The sequence below is a fragment of the Thalassomonas sp. RHCl1 genome, from assembly GCF_947387555.1.
In the GTDB taxonomy this organism is placed as follows: Bacteria; Pseudomonadota; Gammaproteobacteria; order Enterobacterales; family Alteromonadaceae; genus Thalassomonas.
This window is the reverse complement of the sequence record NZ_CANDNZ010000004.1, coordinates 196312-216247: the sequence shown is the minus strand read 5'-3', so window position 1 is coordinate 216247 and position 19936 is coordinate 196312. Positions and strand designations below refer to the sequence as shown.

At 45.8% G+C, this 19936-nt stretch carries 15 protein-coding genes; 10 read left to right on the top strand and 5 right to left on the bottom strand.

Annotation, left to right across the window (positions count from 1 at the left end; all coding sequences use genetic code 11):
• Positions 1–143: 143 nt before the first annotated feature.
• Positions 144–1697: a tryptophan halogenase family protein gene (locus QL234_RS13820; protein WP_281558417.1), complete on the top strand. Its 1554-nt coding sequence runs from the start codon at positions 144–146 to the stop codon at positions 1695–1697.
• A gap of 148 nt (positions 1698–1845) precedes the next feature.
• Here QL234_RS13820 and QL234_RS13815 read toward each other — a convergent pair whose 3' ends face one another.
• Entirely contained in the window at positions 1846–2121 is a 276-nt protein-coding gene (locus QL234_RS13815; RefSeq protein WP_281558416.1) for a DUF6388 family protein, read from the bottom strand.
• Positions 2122–2433: 312 nt separating this feature from the next.
• Here QL234_RS13815 and QL234_RS13810 point away from each other — a divergent pair, with 312 nt between their 5' ends.
• The 7 genes from QL234_RS13810 to QL234_RS13780 all read left to right on the top strand — a co-directional run bounded on the left by QL234_RS13810 (position 2434) and on the right by QL234_RS13780 (position 11668).
• Positions 2434–3213 (top strand): hypothetical protein, encoded by a 780-nt coding sequence (locus QL234_RS13810; RefSeq protein ID WP_281558415.1) that lies wholly within the window; start codon positions 2434–2436, stop codon positions 3211–3213.
• 301 nt (positions 3214–3514) lie between these two features.
• The gene (locus QL234_RS13805) at positions 3515–6577 is read left to right on the top strand and encodes a TonB-dependent receptor (RefSeq protein ID WP_281558414.1); all 3063 of its coding nucleotides are present in this window, start codon (positions 3515–3517) and stop codon (positions 6575–6577) included.
• Between the two features lie 279 nt (positions 6578–6856).
• Positions 6857–7612: a SapC family protein gene (locus QL234_RS13800; RefSeq protein ID WP_281558413.1), complete on the top strand. Its 756-nt coding sequence runs from the start codon at positions 6857–6859 to the stop codon at positions 7610–7612.
• A 39-nt stretch (positions 7613–7651) separates the two neighbouring features.
• Positions 7652–8377 carry a class I SAM-dependent methyltransferase gene (locus tag QL234_RS13795; RefSeq protein ID WP_281558412.1) on the top strand — a complete coding sequence of 242 codons (726 nt, stop codon included), beginning with the start codon at positions 7652–7654 and terminating at the stop codon, positions 8375–8377.
• Positions 8378–8466: 89 nt separating this feature from the next.
• Complete coding sequence (locus QL234_RS13790; protein ID WP_281558411.1) at positions 8467–9984, top strand: tryptophan halogenase family protein; 1518 nt, start codon at positions 8467–8469, stop codon at positions 9982–9984.
• 300 nt (positions 9985–10284) lie between these two features.
• Entirely contained in the window at positions 10285–10893 is a 609-nt protein-coding gene (locus QL234_RS13785) for a response regulator transcription factor (protein ID WP_281558410.1), read from the top strand.
• 415 nt (positions 10894–11308) lie between these two features.
• Positions 11309–11668, top strand: coding sequence for a hypothetical protein (locus QL234_RS13780; protein ID WP_281558409.1), 360 nt, complete (start codon positions 11309–11311; stop codon positions 11666–11668).
• A 181-nt stretch (positions 11669–11849) separates the two neighbouring features.
• Here QL234_RS13780 and QL234_RS13775 read toward each other — a convergent pair whose 3' ends face one another.
• Both QL234_RS13775 and QL234_RS13770 read right to left on the bottom strand, forming a co-directional pair.
• Positions 11850–13712 (bottom strand): sensor histidine kinase, encoded by a 1863-nt coding sequence (locus QL234_RS13775; protein WP_281558408.1) that lies wholly within the window; start codon positions 13710–13712, stop codon positions 11850–11852.
• 512 nt (positions 13713–14224) lie between these two features.
• The gene (locus tag QL234_RS13770) at positions 14225–15121 is read right to left on the bottom strand and encodes a LysR family transcriptional regulator (RefSeq protein WP_281558407.1); all 897 of its coding nucleotides are present in this window, start codon (positions 15119–15121) and stop codon (positions 14225–14227) included.
• Between the two features lie 492 nt (positions 15122–15613).
• Between QL234_RS13770 and QL234_RS13765 the strand changes: the two genes are divergently transcribed.
• A complete protein-coding gene (locus QL234_RS13765) occupies positions 15614–16222 on the top strand; it encodes a short chain dehydrogenase (protein ID WP_281558406.1) in 609 nt (202 codons plus the stop codon).
• Positions 16223–16333: 111 nt separating this feature from the next.
• Here QL234_RS13765 and QL234_RS13760 read toward each other — a convergent pair whose 3' ends face one another.
• Complete coding sequence (locus QL234_RS13760; protein WP_281558405.1) at positions 16334–16762, bottom strand: hypothetical protein; 429 nt, start codon at positions 16760–16762, stop codon at positions 16334–16336.
• A gap of 196 nt (positions 16763–16958) precedes the next feature.
• Here QL234_RS13760 and QL234_RS13755 point away from each other — a divergent pair, with 196 nt between their 5' ends.
• Positions 16959–19115, top strand: a complete 2157-nt coding sequence (locus QL234_RS13755) for a TonB-dependent receptor (RefSeq protein ID WP_281558404.1) — start codon at positions 16959–16961, stop codon at positions 19113–19115.
• A gap of 221 nt (positions 19116–19336) precedes the next feature.
• Here the strand turns inward: QL234_RS13755 and QL234_RS13750 are convergent, their stop codons facing one another.
• Complete coding sequence (locus QL234_RS13750) at positions 19337–19900, bottom strand: TetR/AcrR family transcriptional regulator (protein WP_281558403.1); 564 nt, start codon at positions 19898–19900, stop codon at positions 19337–19339.
• Between the last annotated feature and the right edge of the window lie 36 nt (positions 19901–19936).

Below are 19936 nucleotides of genomic sequence, written 5' to 3'. Positions count from 1 at the left end.
TTGTTGTAAGCGCTTTCATTTATAGCATAATTAACACTAAGTTCAACACCCTTTATCGTAGAATTATTATTCATATGTTATCGGACAGGTTGTAAATCAGCGCTTGTTGCTTAGCTAATTTTTTGATTTTTATGGGGCTTTTTATGGTAGAAAATAAAACTGATGATATCCGCGATATTGTTATTGTCGGTGGCGGCACGGCAGGCTGGTTAATGGCAAGTCGCCTGGCGGCAAAATATCAAACTTCTCCTGATTGCCCGGTGAAGATCACTTTGGTGGAATCCCCTTCGGTGAAACCGGTCGGGGTAGGGGAAGGCACCTGGCCCGGGATGAGAAACACGTTAAAGGCGATAGGGCTTAGTGAAAGTGATTTTATGCGTGAATGCGATGCCAGCTTTAAGCAAGGATCAAAATTTAATGGTTGGTGCAACGGCAATGCAGGCGACAGCTATTATCATCTTTTTACCCTGCCTCAGGGTTATGACGACCTTGATATGTTGCGCTTTTTTCAGCAATCGCAAGTGCAGGGGTCTTTTGCTGGCACAGTTTGTCCCCAGGTGGAAGTCTGTCAGCAGGGATTGGCGCCTAAACAGCTCACTACCCCGGAATATGCCGGTGTGGTCAATTATGGTTATCATCTTAATGCCGGTAAGTTTGCCGCCTTATTAAAGCGCCACTGCCTGGAAAAATTTAACGTGTCTCATGTACTCGATGAAGTGGTGAAAGTCAGTGGCGCCGCAAACGGTGATATTGCCTCGGTCAGTACCGAAAATCACGGCAATATCGGCGGGGATTTTTTTATCGATTGCACCGGCTTTGCCAGCCTGTTGCTTGGCGGTTTTTATCAAGTGCCTTTTATCGGGCAAAGCCATGTGCTTTTTGCCGACACCGCCCTTGCCGTGCAAATCCCTTATCCTACAGCCGATAGCCCGATAGCTTGTGTTACGCAATCGACGGCGACAGCGGCAGGCTGGATTTGGGATATAGGGTTAACCAATCGCAGGGGAGTAGGGCATGTTTATTCCAGTCATTATCGCTCAGAAGTCCAGGCTGAGCAGGAGCTGGCAGAATATCTTGGACATGACTTTACCGGGGCAGAGATTAAAAAAATCCCCATCAAACCCGGTTATCGCAGCCGTGCCTGGGAAAAGAATTGTCTGGCGGTAGGCCTATCGGCGGGATTTCTTGAGCCGCTGGAAGCGTCTGCCATTGTCCAGGTTGAACTTGCTGCCGACTGGCTTTGTTTGCAGTTACCCGCAAACCGCCCGGGCATGGATGTTATCGCCAAACGCTATAATCAGGAATTTAGCTACCGCTGGCAGCAGATTATTGATTTTTTAAAGCTGCATTATGTCTTGAGTCAGCGCCGTGATAATGATTTTTGGCTTGATAACCGCCATCCGGATTCTATCCCGGATAGCTTACAAGAGCTGTTAAGCTTATGGTCTTGCCATGCTCCGACAAAAAACGAATTTCCCCGATATCAGGAAATTTTTAGCCTGTACAGCTATCAATATATCCTGGCGGGGATGGATTTTCGCAGTGAAGCGGCTTATGCCTTAACGGCCCGGGAGGGGGATGTTGGCAGGCAACATCTCATGAAAGGAGAACAGCTTAAGGCGCAATATTTACAGCATCTGCCCGGACACAGGGAGTTACTGGAAAAAATTGCCCGATATGGTTTTAAAGGGGTTTAGCGGATGTGACTTTGATTGCCATAGCACTGGTATGCCTTGGTTTAACTGTGGCTGTTGTGTCAGGTTAGCAATATTACTTCTGGCCCTGAAAAGCTGGACCCGGGAAGAAGTACCGGGCCAGTAATAACCCGGTGTAAGGTTATTATGGTTAGTGTGAAGTGACCTCTTGCTCCTGGTACATGGCCTGTTTTTCCTGTTCACTTTCGGCGCAAAGATCTATCACCAGATCTGAGGCATTGATACCGTGAACTTTGGCGTGGTGGTTAAATTCCTGGTTGAGTTTGATATCCCGGTATTCATCCAGGCTCAGGGCCAGGTTGTCGGCATCAGTAGTACTGAGGTTTAATAGCTTATGTTGTAATTCCGGATGCGCAGATAAAAATCTTTCTTTAGCGACCTTTATTCTTTGTTCTTTTGCGATCATTAAATATTTCCCCGTTAAATTGGTGAATTTGTTTATTTTAATAATACAAAATTCCATTTTCTGTAACGCTTTGATTTGTCTTATTTATATAGTTATAACGCCATCTTTGGTGTTATAAAGCACTACAAAATATTCTCCGTGAAGGTTTTTGATACTAGCCTTATTTTCAGGTTAAAACAACTGGCGGATTTAAAATTTTCGGCGAGAAAAATCCGCCGGGTAATCTTTCACCGGTGAAGGTAACGAAAACAAAATACCTTGGCTAAGCTAATCATTAATCACTGTCAAAACTAAGTTTGTTCCGGTTGTTTTATGTCTGCTAAAAGTCTGAAATTTGTTGTGCTGCTGTTCGCCGTATTTTTGTATGATGGAGCCTTTGGTTACCGCGCCTTTGCCGCCGGCGAAAAGCAGGCTGTAAACATTTATATTGCCCATCAAAAAGCACCTTATGTGACTAACCTTTCCCAACGCCAGGGGTTGTATTTTGATCTGGTCAGGCAGTTAAACACTAAGTCGGCAAGTTACCGTTTTGAACTGATTTATATACCGAGAAAGCGTTTGAACCGGAATTTGCACGAGGGTAGTTTGGACGGCATTATCCTCGGTGTTATTCCTGCCTGGTTTAAAGATAAAGCCCGGACGAAATACTTGTGGAGTGAGGGCATTTTTGAAGATTATGACGACGTAGTATCCTCGGTTGATATATCTTTTGAATATCAAACACCGGCGTCTATGATTGGCAATAGCTTTGTCGGCGTAACCGGTTATTATTATTTTGGAGTTGATGAGTTGGTGCGGCAGCAAAAAGTCCAGCGCCTTGATGTTGAAAACGAACACCGTCTGCTGGAAATGATCATCTTAAAGCGGGTTAATATCGGTATTATCGGGCATGCCACCTTAAGGTCGATACTGGCTGACAATAAAAGCTGGGCTGACAAATTGTATTTTTCAAAAAACACTTTCAGTAATAAGTTCTACCGCCGTTTCCTGGTGCCTAAGTATTACCCTGAGCTTTTTCAAAAGTTAAACCCGCTGATCCTGTCAGTGATCAAGAGCCCGCAGTGGCATAAAGTACTGCAATCCTATTATTAAGCTTTTACGCTTTTCTTGGCTCAATAAATAAACATGTGATTTCAATAGTATAGAAATCACCCACTGCTTGTTTGTTTATAAAACCCTCACAATGTTCAATTTTATATTGACGGCAATAGCTTTTTAAATTAGTTTTATGTAAGCGCTTTCATTTTCGAAAAGTGAAAAAATAGCTGTAACAGGAATTTTTTTTACCTTAAACTGAAAGCGCTTTCATTTTTGGGTGCATAGAATAAAATTGAGTTAAAAAAGTGATCTGGATACCCACAATAATAATGATTGACTAGCTCGGGGAAATAACATGATTCAAAGAAGGTTTAAGAAAAATAAGCTGGCGACCACGCTTTCGGTGATCTTGGGTGCTGCGACCGTTGTACCTGCTTTTACCGTGAATGCCGAGGCGCAGGCGGAAAAAGAAATAGAAGTAATACAGGTAACCGGGATGCGATCCAGTATCAAGGAATCCACGCGTTTAAAGCGGGATGCCAGCGGGGTGGTAGATGCCATTTCAGCAGAAGATATCGGTAAATTTCCCGATACCAACCTGGCCGAGTCGCTGCAGCGTATCACCGGGGTTTCCATAGACAGAACCAATGGTGAGGGCAGTCGGGTAACGGTACGTGGTTTTGGTCCGCAATTTAATATGGTTACCCTAAACGGCCGTGCCATGCCGGCGTCATCTCTACCGGAAGGGGGACATGCTTCCGATAACCGGGCTTATGATTTTCAAAACCTTGCCTCCGATGCGATTAAATCCGTTGAAGTGTATAAAACTGGTAAAGCCTCCATTGCCACCGGCGGCATAGGGGCTTCAATTAATATCAATACCGCCAAACCTTTAGATAACCCGGGTCTGCAAACCAGTTTCGGCTCCAAGGCATTATACGATACCAGTGTCCGTGACGGTGTCAGGGATTATAACGACAAGGTGACCCCGGAGTTTTCCGGCTTGATCAGCTGGACCGATGAAGAGGAAGTGTTTGGCGCCTCGTTCAACGGTAGTTTTTCCGAGCGTCACAGCAGTGCTACCGGCGCGACTATCAATAACTGGAGTAACCGTACTTACGACGGCTCCATTAACCGTGAAGTGAATGAAGCTTATACGGTAGATGGTGTGACTTATCCGGCATCGAATATCACCAATGGCCCAGAAATGGGAGAGGCTTACCAGTTACCTTCTGATATTGCCTACCGCCTTGAAGATACCCAGCGCGAACGTACCAATGCCCAGTTAACCCTGCAATATCGTCCGCTTGATAATATCACCACTACCTTAGATTACACCTATACCAAACTTGACTCACAAGTGCATTCCTCGGATCTTTCCGGCTGGTTTGACTCTTATGTCGGCACGGCAGAATTTACCGAAGGTTTAAATCCGACCCCGGAAGTTTATATTGAAAACCGTAATGAAAATGCCCCCCGTGATGTTGCACTAAAGCAGATACATTACAACTCCCTCACCGAAGACAAGTCCCTGGGTTTTAATGTTAACTGGGAAGTGACCGATGATTTTACCCTGGTACTGGATGTTCATGATTCTGAATCTGTCAGCAAACCCACCGAAGGCTATGGTAATGCCTTAACCGTAGGTATCGGCTCTAATGTCCATAAAAGTGTCGGGGCTATCTACGGCAGCAGCGGATTACCTTCGATGCAGGTAGTGTTTGATGACTGTGATCCCAGGGTATCCACTCAGGACGGCGTAGGGGGTTATAACTGTAACGGTCAGCTCGATGTCTCTGATCTGGGCACCACTATGATGCAAACGGCCTATTCCAATAACGACAATGAGATCCAGCAAATCCGTTTAGACGGTGCCTATGAGTTTGAAGACGGCAGCATCAACTTCGGTATCGAATCGCGTAAAATGGAAAATACCACGATACAATCGAATACCGGTAACCAGACCATGGGGGGCTGGAGCGCCTCAAATGCCGGTGAATTACCCGAAGGTTTTCTTGACCCTATCGACTTTAACGACTCCCTTGACGACTACAAAATCAAAGACGGCTGGACCCAGGGCTTTCGCGGCGATGCCAAAGAAATTGGCCAGTGGGCGGCAGATAAATATGACCTGGAATTTGGCCGCAACCCCAACGAGTCCAACCACAGGTTAATTGAAGAAGATATTACCGCACTTTATTTTGAAGTGAACCTCGACGGTGAACTCGGCGGTATGCCTTATCATATGAGTGCAGGCTTGCGTTATGAAAGTACGGATTCGAAATCATCCGCTAAATCGGCGATACCGACGGCGATACAATGGGACAGTAATAACGATACCCAGGTTATACAAGGCAGCTTTGCCGATGCCCAAAGTTATAGCGTCAGCAATAGCTATGATCACCTGCTGCCGAGCTTTGATTTTGACCTGACGGTGGTGGAAAATGTGATCACCCGTTTCTCCTACAGTAAAACCATCGCTCGCCCCAGTTATGGCCAGCTAGATGCGCAAACCGCGATTAACGGCGGCCCGGCCCTGCCGACGATCCTCGATGATCAGGTCTACGGCAGTGCTAACTCGGGTAACCCTGAACTGGTGCCGCTTGAGTCCGACAACCTGGACTTATCGGTGGAATGGTATTTTGAAGATACCAGTTATGTCTCTGCCGGTTACTTTGAAAAACGGGTTGAAAACTTTGTCGGTACCGAGCCGCTTATTGCCAACTTCTTTGACTTAAGGGATGTCACCAACGGTCCGCGTGCGCAGCAGGCAATGGCAGACTTAGCCGCCCTTGGCATCACCAACCCGGACGATACCCAGCTGTTCTCTATGGTTGCCGCCAATGAACTCGGCGTGGATTATGATTCGATGACGGCACTGGAATTTGAAGATGCCATCGATATCTTGCCCAACAGCGACGATCCACAAATGATGTTCCGTTATAACGCGCCGGTTAATAACAAGGAAGCCAAGGTTTACGGTTGGGAATTTGCCGTGCAGCACTTCTTCGGCGACACAGGTTTCGGCGTACAGGCCAACTACACCATAGTCAAAGGGGATATTAATTTTGATGTCTCTTCCGATGAAGTACAGTTTGCCCTGCAGGGGTTAAGTGATACCGCCAACCTGGTGTTGCTCTATGAAAAAGACGACATTACCGTGCGTCTTGCCTACAACTGGCGGGATGAATTCCTGGAAAATGCCAACCGCAGCGCGGGTGAGCCGGAATTTGTTGAAGCTTACGACCAGATTGATATGAGCGCCAGTTACCAGGTCAATGAGAACCTGTCGGTCTCTTTTGCCGGGATCAACCTTACCGGGGAAGACATCCGTAAACACGGCCGTAATAAAAACCAGTTTACCTTTGGTGAAGAGTCCGAGCCCCGTTATGAGTTAGGGGCCAGGTATACCTTTTAAGGCCTGACTTATAAGGCTTAACGCTAAAGTTTAAAGCCGCTTTTTTAAGGGATTAATGAAGCGGCTTATGAACCTGAAAAAGGTAAAAATAAAAGAGAAGTTTTTTAAAAGAACTCATGGTTCGTAATGGAAATAATATCATCGCTTAAGGCCTCTCTCCCGGGCAGAGCCAAAGATATTAATTTTGCTTAGTTATACGGACAATGGACACATGAGTTCTTTTAAAAAGCATCTTGGAAAATACTAAAAAGTTACAGCAGGCACAATATCCGGGGGAAGATGATGGCGAATGCAGTACGGTTAAACCACCTTGAACATAAAGACTTAAGGGTTAACAGCAAAAACTCGGTCAAATTGGGGGATAAGGTTACCAGTACCCTGACTTATCCGAGTGAGTTCATCCATATCCAAAGGGAATATCCGATCTTATTCAGTAAGCACCCGCAAACCGGTGACTTTCAATCTGTAGTGTTACTCGGCCTGGAAAAAGATGAAAACCTGTTTCTTAAACGGGGCAAATGGCAGGCGAATTATATTCCCGCAGTGATCGCCAAAGGACCCTTTCTTATCGGCTTTGAACCTCAACAAATTAACGGGCAAGCGGTTGATACCCCGGTGATTTATATTGATATCGCCAGCCCCAGGGTTAGCCATGCCTCAGAAAATAATGCAACAGACGATAAGGTGGCAGGAGAAGCCCTGTTCCTGGAAAATGGCGAGCAAAGCCCTTACCTGAAACAGGTAGCCCAGGCCCTGGCCACCATCAATGACGGTGCCAAGATCAGTAAAGCCATGTTTGATGCCTTTAGCCGTTATGATCTTATCGAAGCTGTGAATCTCGACATCACCTTAAATAACGGCCGGCAAATCAAGCTGAGTGGTAATTATACGATCCACGAAGAAAAACTGGCGGCACTTGACGGCGATGCCCTGGCGCAGTTGAATAAATCCGGCTTTTTATCCCTGGCCTTTGCCGTGGTGGCGTCGCTGGCTAATGTCAGAAAATTAGTGGATTTAAAAAACGCCGCCTTGTAACCCTCCTTTAGCAATAAAAAGAATAACAGCAGGTTTGATATGAGCAGCTTACAAGACTTCATTAAATGGAACGAAGAGAAGTGGGAAAGTAAAAATCAGCAAATGTATCAGGGCAGAAGTGCTAACCGCTGGCCCTGGTTCAGCGAGGAGCTTGACCCCGACATCAGCGACTTTTTAAAAGTACATGGTATTCACAGCGCTAAAATTCTCGATTTGGGTACCTGCAGCGGCAGCCAGGCAATCGCTTTGGCGAAAATGGGCTATCAGGTGGTCGGCTCGGATATTTCACAAACCGCCCTGGCTCAGGCAAAAAACAAAACGAAAACCTTACCCTGGCAAACGCAAGTTGAATTTGTCTTAGATGATGTCCTTGATAGCCGCCTGGCGCCGGCGCAGTTTGATTTAATTCTTGACCGCGGCTGTTTTCATTCCGTCTGTTGTATCAGTACCAAAAAATATATTGCCAATGTGCTTAAACTGCTCAAAGCGGACGGTAAAGTGCTGCTTAAAACCATGAGTTTACAAGAAAGGCGCTTTAGCGATTATGATATTTTTGCCGGGCAAAAAATTCCCATGCCTTATCGTTTTGACGATGAGATCTTACATAATGTTTTTGCCGAGCATTTCCACATTGAAAAAATTACCGACAGTTATTTTTATAGCTCGGTGATCAAGCCGCCGGCACAGGCAAAATTGGTGGTTTTATCGAAAAAGCCCGATGTTAGCAGCCAGGACAAGGCGGTTTGTGAAACCGCTTCCATTTAACCGTTTACCTGGGCACCCAGCTGTGTTATTTAATAATAAGCCCTCAGGGCACAGGCTGTGCAGTCACTTGGATTATTCAGGAAATGAAGATGCAAACAACAAGTCAAGAAAATAACCATAATAAAAAAGTTCAACGTGTTGTCATTGCCGGTGGCGGCAGTGCCGGCTGGATGACGGCGGCTTCTTTGTCAAAGTTACTGGGTAAAAGCCTGGATATTACCCTGATCGAATCGGAAGAAATTGGCCGCATCGGTGTCGGTGAAGCCACCATACCGCCGTTGCGCACCTTTAATGAACTGCTTGGCATTAATGAACAGCATTTTATGAAAACGGTCCGGGGAACTTTTAAACTTGGTATCGAGTTTAAAAACTGGGGCAAGCAAAACGACAGTTATATTCACTCTTTCGGCGATACCGGGCGCATCTGCTGGGCAGGAGAGTTTCAGCATTTTTACCTGGCGGGACTGAAAAAAGGCATCAATGACGAGTTTGGCGCCTACTGCCCGGAACATGCCGCGGCCAAAGCCGGCAGGTTTTTAGGTTCAAGGGACAGCAAACTCGATTATGCCTACCATCTTGATGCCGGCTTATATGCCGACTATTTAAAGCAGTTGGCGCTTGGCAAAGGGGTGAAGCGCCTCGAAGGCAAAATAGAGGATGTCAGTATCCATGACAAAACCGGCTATATTCAAGCCCTGACCCTGGATAACGGCACCCGGGTTGAAGGTGACTTATTTATTGATTGCACCGGTTTTGCCGCCCGGTTAATCGAAGGGGCGTTAAATACCGGTTTTGAAAGTTACAGCCACTTGATCCCTTGCGACAGTGCCGTGGCGGTGCAAACAGAAAAAGCAGGCGAGCCCAGGCCTTATACCCAGGCGATTGCCCATGACTGGGGTTGGCAATGGCGTATCCCGCTGCAGCACAGGGTCGGTAATGGCCTGGTGTTTTGTAGCCGCTATACCTCGGATGAAGAAGCGATTGCCACGCTAATGAATAACCTGGAAAGCCCGGCCATAACCGAGCCGAAAGTTTTCCGCTATAACACCGGCCGCCGCGTTAAGGGCTGGAATAAAAACTGTATCGCCATCGGGTTGGCCAGCGGCTTTGTTGAGCCGGTGGAGTCTACCGCGATTCACTTGATCATGGCATCGATTTTACGCCTGATGAAGTTATTTCCCCATGATGAGATCAGCCAGGCCAATATCGACGAATATAATAATCAAACCAGGGAAGAAATGGAGCGCATCCGCGACTTTATTATTTTGCACTACAAAGCCACCGAACGGGATGACAGCCCGTTTTGGCGCTATTGTCAAAACATGGAAGTGCCGCCAACCCTTGCCCACAGGATGGAGCTGTTTAAAAAGACCGCCCGGGTGTGCATTACCCAGAGTGAACTGTTCCGTCTTGATTCCTGGACCCAGGTGATGATGGGGCAGGGGATCATGCCGGAAAACTACCATCAGATAGTGGATCAGATGAGTGATGCCGAACTGGCTAAATTTCTCAATGGCATCAAGGGGCAAGTGGATGCTCAGGTTGTAAGAATGCCCAGCCACCAAGCGTTTATCGATCACTATTGCAAGGCCGGGGAAAGCATGTAGCGCTAAGACAAATTTAAAGCCGGTGAGCCGGTAAAATCCCTGCTGAGCCGCCGGTAGCATATCGAGTTTTATCATAAAGCTTTGCGATGATGATGTCGTTGGTTTTACGTTGCCGCCAAGATAGTGTTGCAATGCTCTGTGTTTATAAAAACTTTAAAATCAGTTTGTTAGTTATGAGCTGAACAGGCTTGGCAAAAGGATATTGTGATTTTGTAAGTTTATCAGAGCGGGTCTTGTAATATATAATTGTCCGGTTAAACTACTAAAACGATTAAGTCGCTAAACGTGAAGCCTTGTTAAATGACTAAAGTATTAATCGCCGATGACCATGATTTATTTCGCAGCGGTTTGTCTATGTTGCTTGCCGGTAATGGCTATGATGTTGCCGGGCAGGTAAAATCTACCGACGAGCTCAAAAGCATTGCCGACACTGTCCAGGTCGATATTTTCATCTTAGACTGTCAAATGCCAAGTGAAGGGCCTGTTGCTATGCTGCAATGGCTGCGGCGGAAATTTCCGGAAAGTAAAGTGGTCTTTTTAACGGGATTAACTGCCGGCGGCCTGTTTCGCCAGCTTATTAACCTGAAGGCGTCAGCCCTGGTCAGCAAGGTCAGTGATATTGATGCTGTGCTTGAAGCCCTGGCCGGTTGTTTGCGGGGGGAGCAATATATTTCCGAGGAGCTCAGATCCTTGCTGGAAGAGGCCGAAGATGTGTTAACCCCCAAGGAAGCGAAAGTTTTTGAGTATCTGCTACAGGGAAGATCTAACCGGGAAATTGCCGAGGTTTTGTTTAATAGCGAGCGTACCATTAATATTCACCGCACGAATATCATGAAAAAATTCCATGCCCACTCTATTGTCGAATTAATTGATATTGCCAATAAAAAGGGTTACTACAAGGCACCCTAGCTCTTTCTCTGGCGGTTTTCTTTTGTCCGGCATTTGAACTTGATGCCGGATGTCATGCCCGATTGTTGTGGCTGACTTATTCTTTTTGTCTTTTATCTGACCAATATAGAGCGGCTGCTCTATGGTTGTGACAGGTGAAAATTGTCATCATTCCCCCTGTTAATAGTGTTGTTAAAACTATGGCGGTTACTACCGCAGATAAAACATAAAGTAATGTTATTTATCTGAATACCCGAAACCTGTTTCGCACCCTGAAAAAGTTGTGTACTTCATTTCGCTTTGTATTACGCCGTATCACGGCAGCACTTCCTACTCGATAGATAAAATCTTATTTCGTTAAAATAGCAAAGGGGAAGTTGAGTTGTACCTGTTAATTTTAAAGTATGTGAACTTTAGACCGGCAAAAGGCCTGGTTTTGTTGTTAAGTTTTGTTTTTTTCAATGTTGGCGCCAGTGAAAGCCTGACTTCGGCCAGTCCGGCTACTGTGAGTTACGCACTGGGGGGGAATGATGCTTTTCAAGTTTTTTCGCCGGAAAGTGCCGGGCTTAAGCCGGGAGATAGTGAAGCTATTCAATCGGCAATCACGACTTCTTTTGAGCCTGCCGCCGGAAATATCAATGTCTGGCGAAAATTACCGGATGTAAGCTCCGGAGAAAAAACGGATGTTGGTTTACAGCCGAAAACAGAGAATAATGCAGGTTTGTTTGCTTTATGTTTTTTTCTTTTTTCCCTGTTTTTAATTCTTAGAAGAAAATATTTATATCTGTTCCGTTAATTTATTAGGTTATCTGGAGTTTTACAGGGACTTTCAACTCCAGAGGCAATAACTCAGGATCCCTTCAGTAACGCCGCATACACGGCTCTACTCTCTGATAGCTGATGGCAGCTAAGTCTAATCCATTACATTTGATCATCTAGGTTAGGGCAGGCAAAGGGACTGGTTGTATTTTCTCTTCTTATTCTTCACGATCAACCAGGGGCAATATGATGCTAAAGCAGCTGCCTTTGCCTTGCTTTGAAAAAATGTCTAGCCGGTAGCCCTCTTTGTTACACAGCTCTTTAACGCTATACATGCCCAAGCCAAAACCTTGCTGCTGTAATCGGGTTTTGTCCAGTTGTTCAAATGGCTGGTTAATTTTTTCCAGCGCCGAGCAGGCAATGCCCGGGCCGTTATCCAGCACCTGAATTTCCAGGGCCTTTTCCCTTCGTCTGACGCCAATAACCACTTTGCCTTTACCGGCATAGCGGATGGCATTGGTGATGAGGTTATCGAAAATTCTCGCCAAAATGTAGTAAGAGCCAAAGACCTTAAGTGAGCTTGGCACAAATTTAAGGATAACCTGCTCTTTGGCGGCCAAGGGCTGATGGCGCAGATAAAGATCGTTAAATAATTGCTGTAACCGGATATGGCTGACTATTTCCTGATAATCTCCTTTTGCGGTATTGATAATGCTGGTAAATAAATTCTGGGTATAGTTGATGGTATTATCTATATGCTCGAATAACTGTGCATTTTCCTGTTTATTGATGGACTTTACCGCCATTTTCAATGTGGCAATCGGCTGGGCCATATCATGGGTATGGCTGGCGTAGTCTAAAATACGCTGCTGGCTCTCGGCCAGTAGCCGGTTTTTTTCTTCCTTCATTCTGGCCAGTTGCCGCGATGATTCCAACTGTTGCTGTAAGCTGGTTTGCTGTTGCCGGCTCATCAGGTGTTCACGGTAGGCCAGTATGACCGCAAACATTATCACTTCCAGCACAAAGCCTATTTTGGGTATGGTAAAGCTATGTACATGCAGGGGGAAATTGACATGGTTAAGTTTTATGACAAACAGGATATTAACAAAGCCGACATGGAACAGCAGGTTGCAAGAATATAATCTTGCCAGGGGAAGCTGGTGTTTCAAGGCAAGATAAATGGTTGCCAGAGAAAGTGTTGCGGCAAAAGGAGCAAGTAGCAGTACCAGTGGCACAGGATCTATGACCGGACTTATGGCTACAATCGCCAAAGCTGAACTGACTAACGTCAGGTATGCCCGATATAAGTTAGGGGTATTTCTTTTTAGCCTTAATGTGTGGGCAATAAAAAGAAAATAAAATATCAGCGTCATTAAAACCGCTACAGCCGGTAGCTGGGGATAGACGTTATCATAGCTTAACCAGAGATATTGATAGGTATATCCGGACATATCGGCCAGCCACAAAATGCCAAATAAAATAAAAAACAATAAATAAGCTGAACTCCTGCTCGGGCGTATCAGCATTTGCATGGCAACAATGCTAAAACAGCATAATAAAGCCCCGAACACCATGCCGTTAAACAAACTATTGTCGGTTAAATAATGGGCCAGGGCGGTATGTGAAAATAGCTCAAGCGATTGAATATCGAAAACGCTTGAGTAATGCAGATATAAGGTTAACTGTTCACCGGCTTTCAGCGTCACGGGTATAATTAACATCCGCTCTTGAACCGGACGATCCGCAAAAGAGCTGTTGCTGTCTAACACCGGTAATTGCTTGGACTGGCCGTCACTGACACTAAAGATTTTAAATTGGGGAGCCCAGAGGATATCTATCTGCAGGTACCAGGTTAGCTCCTGTAAACTTTCGTTTTTTACCGAGGTTTTCACCCAGGTTGAGGGAGACCAGGGAGTCAGTGTTTTTTCCGTAAAAGGTAAAAACTTGTGATTTAACTTGATAATTTGCTCAAGCGTTTGTTGTTTCGATTTATCGAAATAATATTCAGCATAGGGCATCAGATCCAAATGATTGGCCTCTGGTGATAAGACAGTATGTTGCTGTGCATAAGCCAAGTGCATTTGGCTTACTAAGAGTAACAGGCAAATGGTATATAATCGTTTCTTGAGCGCTTTCACTATTACCTTAAAATGCTATAAAAAAATTTAAAATCAGCAGTTGTAATATGCTTGTCTGGATCATGCCCGGTTAAGCTTATGGTAGTTCTTGTTGCCTATTAAACAAGGTTTGGATATGCCAGGGGTTGTGTGTTGACTCCCGGACATTGCTGTTCCTCATTAAAAAGTGGCCGGTAGTTGCATTAAAGGGATGTTTTTCTTCATCGAGACTTAAAAAGAAAAGTCCGGCTGATAAGTTCGCTTAACATTTTGTTTTCATTCTTACTTTCATTACCGGCTTAAATTTGGGGGCAGTGTATTTCTCAGAGACTGAAATCACAAATGCTTTTCAGGCTAAAAGCCCTAAATAGAGTGAACTCTCTATGCCTGAAAGTGCCTGTTTTTCAGCCGGTATTTTAGCGGGTATGTTTGTCCAGTCATCATTGATAACGCTTAATTAATGACTGGCCGCTACACTAGCTGAGTTGGTATGCTTCCTTAAGCAAATCTGTGATCCAGTTATGTAAGGGGTCTTGGCTGGATCTGGGATGCCAGGCGGCTATGACATCAAAGTCTATCAGCTTTTCGGCCAGGTTCAGTTTTACCAGCTGGTTGTCGAGTATTGCTCTTGAAGGTAAAAAAGCAATAGCCCCCGTGGTTGCGATATAACCGGGTACAACGGAAAAGCAGGGAGCTGAAATTACCACATTTCGCCTTAATCCGGCTTGTTCAAAAAGGCTGTCGATTGAGCCTTTGAAATTGGGCCTGGAGGGGGAGGCAATAATTTGCGGTTCAGCGGCGATGTCCTGCAGGCTTAATGGCCGATTGGTTAAATGAGATTGCTTTGCTGCGACACAGACATGATGCTCGGTAAATAAGGTTAAGTAAGGATAAGAGGCGGGAATATAGTCGGGAAAAGTTATCGCCAGGTTGACCCGGCTGTTTATCATCAGTTCGTGTAAGTTATCGATATCGAAATCGCGGATGATTACTTTTAACCTTGGCGCCAGCTGCCTTATTTTACTAAGCAGGGCAGGCAGTACCACTTGTTGGGCGTAATCGGTTGCGGCAATGACATAAGTGGCATCAAGTGTTGACGGGTCAAAAGTATCTGAGTCAAGCAGGCTTTCAAAACCTGTCAGGATAGCGGCTATTTTTACGCCTAATGCCTCGGCAACCGGGGTCGGGATCAAGCCATTACTTTTTCGCAGAAACAGCCTGTCATCAAAAATCTCTCTTAATTTTCTTAGCTGGTCGCTGACCGCCTGCTGGGTAAGACCAACCTGGCTTGCCACCCGGGAAACATTACGTTCACGCAATAACGCCTGGAATATTCTCAGCTGTTTGATTTCCAATCTGTTTAACTTGCTCAAACTTGTATCTCTAACAAATACTACCTGTTTCTAATTGTATCTTGGCGGATTTAAGATAGCCAGCCGTTAAAGCATGAGTTGCTGGTGTTAGCCCTTTAATGGCAATACTCAGCCCCTATTTACAGAGGTATAAAATGAGAAAATACAGTTTGTTATTTGCAGCATTATTGGCAACAGGTTGTAGTTTGGCTGAAGGGGGTAAACAGCCCCCTCAGCCTGAGCTAAACAACAGCCAAGTGCACTTTTCAAAGGAAAGCGCAAAGGCAAGTACCAAAGCAAAATGTACCACCGTTTACCGCCATAAGAGAACCCCGATCAGGCAATGTCAGCCGGTAAAACAGGGCAGCTAATTGTATGAGTGAACTTGTATCTCTTACAAAGTTTGTCTGTTTCTGTTGGTAAGTTGGTGGTTATATCCTAGCCATATTGCCGGTAACGAATTTGACGGTGTTACCACAATGTTTGAAATTTTATTGATTAAGAGGTTATGTAATGAAAACAGTTATTGTTATTGGTGCTCAGGGGAAAATGGGCCAGGCGGCCCTTACCGGCTTAGGTAAGCATAAAGTGATCACCGCAAGCCGATCGGGCGAGGGCTGCGACTATAAAGTTGATATTACCAGCGAGCAGTCTGTCAGGCAGTTATTCGAGCAAGTCGGCCATTTTGATGCTGTGGTCAATACCGTAGGTTTTTGCGAATATGCCAATTTTGTCGAGATGACAGAGCAGCAGTGGATGACCACGGTAATGAGCAAAATGATGGGGCAAATCAATCTGGTACGTATCGGCCAGGAATATATTGCCGATAATGGTTCTTTCACCCTGATTTCAGGCATTTTGAATGTTAAACCTATTCCTTTTGCGATTGCCGATGCCACTACCAGTGGTGCGATCGATACCTTTGTAAAATGTGTAGCGCTTGAAATGCCCAGGGGCATTAGGGTAAATGCGATAAACCCGACGGTACTGGAAGAGGCCTGGGAAGTTTATGGTGAGATGATGCCGGGGTTCCAGCCGGTGCCGGGCGCTTTGGTCGGTAAGGCATTTGAACGGGCCGTTGATGGTTTCCTTAATGGTGAAGTGCTTTTTGTTGATGCTTAAGGGCATTGGGTAGTGATTGCCGCCAGGATCATTGCGAAACCTGGCGGCGGTTTTCTTTGTTTGCTTTGTCCGTTCAGGCAGATATCCTGTCAGGTGATGGGGCAAGCCGAACTATTTTTGTATTGCTGTTTTAACGCCATAATAGCTATTGGTATGTGACAACCAGCCATCCATATCTTCTTCTTGATAGCTGGTTTTATAGTTATCAACCCAGGCGGCGATATCGCTGCGGTTAATTGACAAGGCATATTGTTTTAGCGAGTCGGGCTCTGTTAGAAAAAGAAATTGCCAGTCAAAGCCTGAGCCCAGATCCATATCACCGGAACATTTAGCGCTAAACAGCAATTCAAGATCGGATAAGTCCGCTATCTGGTGCAGTAACAAAGCACAGTGATAAATATTTTCATAATACTCATATTGGCTACAGGTTAACCGCATCTTTAGCTCTAGTGTAAAACACTCTCTAAGCCAGGCGTGATGGTTAACGGCATCGTCTATTGTGATGCTGCTTAGCTTGTTTTGTCTCTGTCTGGCGTTCATCGTAATTTCCTGGTTATCCGGTAGTCGATTGTGCTTAAGCCGGTGTCTTGTCCAAGCAATTTTGAGGGTAATACCATAACAAGCATAGTAAAAGCTTAACAAGTAATTAACTTTTTTACTTGTGCATAAATTGGCAATCCTTTAAAGTACCGCTAAATTTAAAAGATAATCGTTATCATTTGTATTAAGGGATTACATGAACTCCAGTCCTTCTGCTTTTACTTTAAAAAAATCATTGCTGGCATCGGCACTAACCCTGGCATTTTCCCCGGCTGTTGTTGCAGAGAAAGCCTCGCTGCAAGAAACAGCTCAAAACTATGAGCAAAACATGGAAATTATTCAGGTCAGGGGCAGGGCTTCACAGTTTTATTTTGTCGAAGAATCGGCGATGGCAACGAAAACACCGACTAATTATATGGACTTACCCCAGTCGGTGCAGGTGTTAAGCCATGAGCTGATCAGTGATCAGGCAGCCAAACAAACCTCAGATCTTTACCGCTCTATCTCCGGCATGACCCAGTTTAGTTATTCCGGGGTTACCGCCAGGGGATTTCGGCAAGACCAGGTAAGATATGACGGCGTACAGGGCGACCCCTATTCCGGCTTTTCTATTCCACAGCTCTTTAATATTGAACGGGTGGAAGTATTAAAAGGGCCTACCGGTATGCTTTACGGCGCCGGCCAGCCGGGAGGGCTGCTCAATTATGTGACCAAAAAGCCTAAGTTCAGCCAAGCTTCTGAAATTGCCCTGGTTACCGGTAATGAAGACCTGTTTGGCGCTTATGCCGATACCACAGGTGCTGTAGATGCCGATGCCAGTCTGGCTTATCGACTGGGAGGTTTCTACCAAAGCAAAAAAGGTTTTCGTAAAAATACCGATGAAAAAAATACCTTGCTCTCTGCCGGCTTGAGCTGGATTGTTAACGATCGGCTGGATTTGACCCTGCAATATGACTTTATCGACCAGGACTTAGGCGGAAACAGGCTTAGGGGCGTACCTGTGGATGATAATGGTAATTTCCTTACCGATATCAGCTATAACGCCAATGAAAAAAGCGATTTTCAGAGATTACAGGCCAATGTCTGGCAGTTGATTGCCAACAGTGAAATATCGGATCAGCTCAGTAACACTACGGTTGTTCGCATACTGGACAATAAGCGGACGCAAAATTATCACGAAAACCGCGGCTTGGCCGATGATGGCCGGACTATGACCCGGGAGTTCCGTGATCAGGTAAGGGAGAATAAAGACTGGAGCATCACGACAGATTTCATTTATCAGCTATCCCTGGCCGATATGGAGCATACCTGGCTGTTTGGTGCTGATTATTTTATCAGCGAATTACACTATGAAGCTAAATTTGGCCGGGGAGCCCCCTCGTTGATCCCGGATTTGGATATTATCAGCCCGGTTTATGGGGCGGACTCAGATAGCTACCTGTTACTGGAAAAGCCGGATACAGATAGCGAAACCATTCGTCATGGCGTTTATATACAAGATCAAATCCGCTTGAATGATCACTGGTTGGCCATTGCCGGTGTACGTTATGATAACTTTGAAGATAAGGATGTTAACAACGGCTTTAATGTTTCTGACCATGACTATAGCCCGCGTCTGGGCGCTATTTATCAGCCTGATGATGAAACCTCTATTTTTGCTAATATTACCCGGGGCTTTGCTCCGCAGTCCCTGTATAATCAGCAGGAGTCTACTTTGGACGATGACATCATCGGCGATCTAAAAGCAGAAACCAGTGTCCAGCATGAACTGGGCATAAAGAATCAATGGTTAAACAATACCTTACTGACCACAGTAACCGCCTACCATATCGTTAAGGACAATGTCAGTTCCTGGAACCCGGCGGATACCGGCATTAATGACGGCATCCCAGCCCTGGTGCAAATTGGCGAAGTCACCAGTAAGGGCCTGGAAATAGATGTCGTTGGAGATATCAGTGAAAACTGGACCGCAACGGTGAATTATGCCTATAACCGCGCGAAAATTACCGGCGGTGCGCCGGATGCCATCACTAACGCCATTGGCGATGAATTTGCCAATGCCCCGGATCACACCCTGGGAGCATGGACCCGCTGGGATATGCCGGCCTTAGCTTCTTCTTTGGCTTTTGGTTTTGATTATGTCAGCGAACGCCTGAGTTTAAGCGGACAAAAGGTTAAGCCCTATACCGTCTGGGATGCCAGCTGGCGCAGCGAGTTTAATGGTGTTGAAATGCAAATCAACCTGAAAAACCTGTTTGATAAAGAATATGCCACCAGCGGCTTTAACGAGCGTAACGGCCACTTCCCGGGGGAACCCCGCAGTATCCAGTTGCAGCTGAGCTATTCCCTCTAATCTTTTCAAGGTTAATCCGGGTTGGTGACTCTCCCGGGTTAACCGCACTTATACAGCTCCCCTTAAGATATTTATCGACAGCAAATACCGGTTGTCGGGAAAAACCGACCGCTTGTCTGCCTGTTATCGCTAAGTCATTGTTTGCTGGGTCACAGCAGTATTAATCTCGGGCTAAGTTCAATAGCAGTCGAGATGATATGATGAATATAACCGATTAACCGCTAGGCCCTGATCCCTGAAAATAAGGTTTGTACCGCAGACTCTGCCGCTTCCCTTGCATCACATTTATTATCGCGCACCAGGTACCAGCCGGCGTAAATGAGACAATCTATCATAGTAACTATCCAGGTGGTGGTCAGGGCGGTATTGATATCACCCGCCTTTTTTCCCTGCTCCACCAGCTCGGCCATTTCATCCAACTGGCGGTTATAGATGTCGGTTACTTCGGGATCATCTTCGGCAATCGACCATAGAGACAATAAAAAGTGGAAGCGGTTGGCAAGTGGCATTACCGCATGCAACATGGCCTCAATCGCTTCCCGTCCCTTTAGTTTTTGCGCCTTTAACGGCTGCATCGCCTTATCTGTCATCGCCAAAGATTCCCGCGCCAGCTCCTGGATTAATTGCTCCCGGGTTTCAAAATGCCGGTACAGGGTCGCCCGGCCGACACCGGCAAAAGCAGCTACTTCGGTCAGGCTGGCGTGTGGGTTGACCAGGAAGACTTCTATACCTGCTGATAATAAGGCCTGGCGTGAGCGGTTCGCCCTGGGGTCTGATAGTTTCATGCCGATTTCCTGATTGCTTCATTTATCGATTTGTAT

What these genes read in the sequence shown, in the direction of transcription:
- QL234_RS13820 (WP_281558417.1), top strand. Translation starts at nt 144, where the DNA reads ATGGTAGAAAATAAAACTGATGATATCCGCGATATTGTTATTGTCGGT.
- QL234_RS13815 (WP_281558416.1), bottom strand. Translation starts at nt 2,121, where the DNA reads ATGATCGCAAAAGAACAAAGAATAAAGGTCGCTAAAGAAAGATTTTTA.
- QL234_RS13810 (WP_281558415.1), top strand. Translation starts at nt 2,434, where the DNA reads ATGTCTGCTAAAAGTCTGAAATTTGTTGTGCTGCTGTTCGCCGTATTT.
- QL234_RS13805 (WP_281558414.1), top strand. Translation starts at nt 3,515, where the DNA reads ATGATTCAAAGAAGGTTTAAGAAAAATAAGCTGGCGACCACGCTTTCG.
- QL234_RS13800 (WP_281558413.1), top strand. Translation starts at nt 6,857, where the DNA reads ATGATGGCGAATGCAGTACGGTTAAACCACCTTGAACATAAAGACTTA.
- QL234_RS13795 (WP_281558412.1), top strand. Translation starts at nt 7,652, where the DNA reads ATGAGCAGCTTACAAGACTTCATTAAATGGAACGAAGAGAAGTGGGAA.
- QL234_RS13790 (WP_281558411.1), top strand. Translation starts at nt 8,467, where the DNA reads ATGCAAACAACAAGTCAAGAAAATAACCATAATAAAAAAGTTCAACGT.
- QL234_RS13785 (WP_281558410.1), top strand. Translation starts at nt 10,285, where the DNA reads ATGACTAAAGTATTAATCGCCGATGACCATGATTTATTTCGCAGCGGT.
- QL234_RS13775 (WP_281558408.1), bottom strand. Translation starts at nt 13,712, where the DNA reads ATGCACTTGGCTTATGCACAGCAACATACTGTCTTATCACCAGAGGCC.
- QL234_RS13765 (WP_281558406.1), top strand. Translation starts at nt 15,614, where the DNA reads ATGAAAACAGTTATTGTTATTGGTGCTCAGGGGAAAATGGGCCAGGCG.
- QL234_RS13760 (WP_281558405.1), bottom strand. Translation starts at nt 16,762, where the DNA reads ATGAACGCCAGACAGAGACAAAACAAGCTAAGCAGCATCACAATAGAC.
- QL234_RS13755 (WP_281558404.1), top strand. Translation starts at nt 16,959, where the DNA reads ATGAACTCCAGTCCTTCTGCTTTTACTTTAAAAAAATCATTGCTGGCA.
- QL234_RS13750 (WP_281558403.1), bottom strand. Translation starts at nt 19,900, where the DNA reads ATGAAACTATCAGACCCCAGGGCGAACCGCTCACGCCAGGCCTTATTA.